This is a genomic window from Arthrobacter sp. HMWF013 (genome assembly GCF_003061105.1).
Classification (GTDB): Bacteria; Actinomycetota; Actinomycetes; order Actinomycetales; family Micrococcaceae; genus Arthrobacter.
Genome location: NZ_QAIQ01000144.1, coordinates 1 through 3147 on the forward strand (window position 1 = coordinate 1; position 3147 = coordinate 3147).

The 3147-nt window shown below is 66.2% G+C and carries 2 protein-coding genes and 1 pseudogene; 2 read left to right on the forward strand and 1 reads right to left on the reverse strand.

Going from position 1 to position 3147, the window contains the following annotated elements:
* A partial coding sequence (gene pabB, locus DBR22_RS06725) for an aminodeoxychorismate synthase component I (protein WP_108598367.1) occupies positions 1-1254 on the forward strand: 1254 nt, incomplete at its 5' end.
* 18 nt (positions 1255-1272) lie between these two features.
* On the opposite strand, the gene cls is transcribed toward pabB, so the two are convergent.
* Entirely contained in the window at positions 1273-2745 is a 1473-nt protein-coding gene (cls, locus tag DBR22_RS06730; RefSeq protein ID WP_108598384.1) for a cardiolipin synthase, read from the reverse strand.
* A gap of 98 nt (positions 2746-2843) precedes the next feature.
* Here cls and DBR22_RS24345 point away from each other — a divergent pair.
* Positions 2844-3147, forward strand: a pseudogene (locus DBR22_RS24345) (aminodeoxychorismate lyase); the annotation flags it as partial.

Sequence of the window (3147 nt, forward strand, 5' to 3'; positions counted from 1 at the left end):
GGTGAAAGCCTGATGACCGCCGGCTCAGCCACCGCCCGCGTGCGCGGCCCGTTCTTTCGCTGGCTCGATACCGTCTGGGGACGCAGGGCCCTCCGCAGCCCGGACGGCTACCCCGGAGATTTCACCCTGGGCTGGCTGGGCTGCCTGGGTTATGAGCTCAAGCGCGAAACCGGGGGGACGGACGTGACCGCACCCACCCCGGATGCGGCACTGATCTTCGCAGGCCGGGCAATCGTCCTGGACCATGCCGAAGGAACGGCCTGGCTCCTCGCTTTGGAGGCCCCGGATGCCGACGAGTGGCTGGAAGCCGCCCGCACCGCCGTGGCCGCAGCGGCAGCCCCTGCTCCGGATCCCCTCCACACAGTGGTGCCCGGCGGCATTGCGTTCAGCGGCCGCGACACCGAGGACGCCTACAAATCCAAGATCGCCGCGGCCCAGCACGAAATCCACGAGGGGAATTCGTACGAGGTCTGCCTCACCACCACCATGACGGCCCGGGTGCCTGCCGCCGAGGCCGCGCCGTGGCCGGTGTATCTGGCGCTGCGGCAAAAAAACCCGGCGCCGTTCGCCAGCTACCTCAGGTTCGGCGCCCTCACCGTGGCCAGCACGTCACCGGAGCGGTTCCTGAAGATCACGTCCGACGGCGGCATGCGCGCCGAACCGATCAAGGGCACCCGCCGCCGGGGTGCTGATCCGGAGAGTGACAGGCAACTGCGTGAGGAGCTGTCGTCGTCGCTGAAGGACCGTGCTGAGAACATCATGATCGTAGACCTCCTGCGGAACGACCTCAGCCACTTCGCCGAACCCGGCACCGTCACCGTCAGCCGGCTCTGCGAGATCGAAAGCTACGCCACCGTCCACCAGATGGTCAGCACCATCGATGCGCAGCTGTTGCCCGGCTCGCCAAGGGCAGAAGCGGTGGCCGCGTGTTTCCCGGCCGGTTCCATGACCGGCGCCCCGAAGATCAGCACCATGGCCATCCTTGACCGGTTGGAAGACGGGCCGCGCGGACTGTATTCCGGCGCTATCGGCTACTTTTCGCTGAACGGCGCCACGGACCTGGCAGTGGCCATCCGCACCGTGGTGACCACCACGGAGCCTGGAGACGGCAGCGACGAGCCGGCAGCGTTACTGGCCCTCGGCGTCGGCGGCGCCATCACCGCGGATTCCGTGCCGGAGGAGGAATACGACGAAATCCGGGTGAAGGCCTACGGGGTGCTCTCCACGCTGGGCGCAGAGTTCCCCGCCGGCTGATAACCGGCAGCAGGGCTGCTACTGGACGGTTGCCGTCAGCCGCGCCACGTTGTCCACGTACCGGGCTGCCAGCGGGCGCCGCACCCATTCCTTAAGCAGGAGCTCGCTGGAGATGTCCCGGTAAGTGTTTTCCACTGCCCGCATGCTGTTGACAATCTCCGCTCCCAGGAGCATGACCGAGACCTCCATGTTCAGCGAGAAGGACCGCATGTCCATGTTGCTCGAGCCCAGGACGGCCACTTCGTCGTCGATGGTGAAGTGCTTGGCGTGCAGCACAAACGGCGCCTGGTAGAGGTAGATCCGGACGCCGGCCTCCAGCAGTGCCTCGTAGTAGGAGCGCTGGGCGTGGTGGACCAGGAACTGATCACCCTTTTCGGAGACGAACAGTTCCACGTCCACACCGCGCTGGGCTGCCGTGGTGATGGCGTAGAGCAGGGAATCGTCCGGCACGAAGTACGGACTGCAGATGGAGATCCGGTGCTGCGCAGAGTAGATGAGGGTGTTGAAAAGGCGCAGGTTGTTTTCGGTGATGAACCCGGGGCCGCTGGGCACCACCTGGGCGGTGACGTGGCCCGGTTCCGGGTTGGCGGGGAGCTGCAGCTGGTATTCCAGGGACTCGTCGGTTTCGCTGAGCCAGTCGGTGGCGAAGACGACGTTCAGGGTGGTGACGATCGGCCCGCGCATGCAAGCCATCAGCTCCACCCATTCGCGGCCGGCTTTGCGGTGCCGCTTGTTGTTGTACGACGGCTCGATCAGGTTCTGCGAGCCGGTGAAGGCTATTTCGCCGTCGATCACCATGATCTTGCGGTGGTTGCGCAGGTCCGGCCGGCGCCACTGGCCCTGGGTGGGCAACAGCGGGAGCATCCGCCTCCACTGCATTTTGCCTGCCTTGAGCCTCTTCAGGAAGTTGCGGTATCCCGCGACCCGCAGGGTGCCGATGTGATCGAAGAGGACCCGGACTTCCACGCCGCGTTCGGCAGCCTCCTCGAGGGCGGTCAGCAGATCGTTGGTGATGTGGTCCGTGCTCATGATGTAGAACTCGGCGTTGACGAACTTCTTGGCTTTCCGCACAGCCTGGGTCATGGCCAGGATCGAATCGGGATAGCCGGGGATGAGTTCAACGGAGTTGCCGTCCACCATGGGCAGTGAGCCCAGGCGGCGGTTCAGTTCACCGGCGGACTTCACCCATTCCGGGCCGGGGTAGTCGCTTTCGACGTCGGCGAGCGCCGAGATGCCCGAACGCACCCGGGTGTTGACGATCTCCTGCTGCTGCCGCCGGCGGCTGGAGAGCTTGAAGTTGCCGAAGAGCAGGAAGAGGATCAGGCCAACGAACGGGACAAAGAAGATGCCCAGCAGCCACGCCATGGCGGTGGTGGGACGCCTGTTGCCGGGAATGATGCCAACGGCCAGGACCCTGATCACCAGGTCGGCCAGGCCGAGCAGCACCACAACCCATCCCGGGGCCGTACCCAACAGCGAAACTGGCCACAGCACTCGATTTACCCCCGCAGTATGCACCCCGGCGGACGGATTCCGGCCGGGGCAATGACCCCCATCTTATCGGCGGCGGGCCCGACTAAGCTGGAGCCATGACTTCTCCTGCCACTGTGGTGCTTGTTTTCCTGGACCCGGAGCTTCCGGCCGGCCGGCTGGCTGATGCTGCGCAGCCGCAGCTGCTGGCCACGGACCAGGGTGCCACGCGCGGTGACGGCGTCTTCGAGTCGATGCTCTCTGTGGGCGGCACGGTGCGGAAGCTGCAGGCCCATCTGGACCGGCTGGGCGGCTCGGCCGAGGTCCTCGATCTGGTGATTCCCGGCCAGGACCGGTGGCGCGCGGCCATCGGAACCGGGCTGGCAGAACACCGGAGCCAGCACCCCGCGCCGGCAGAGTCCG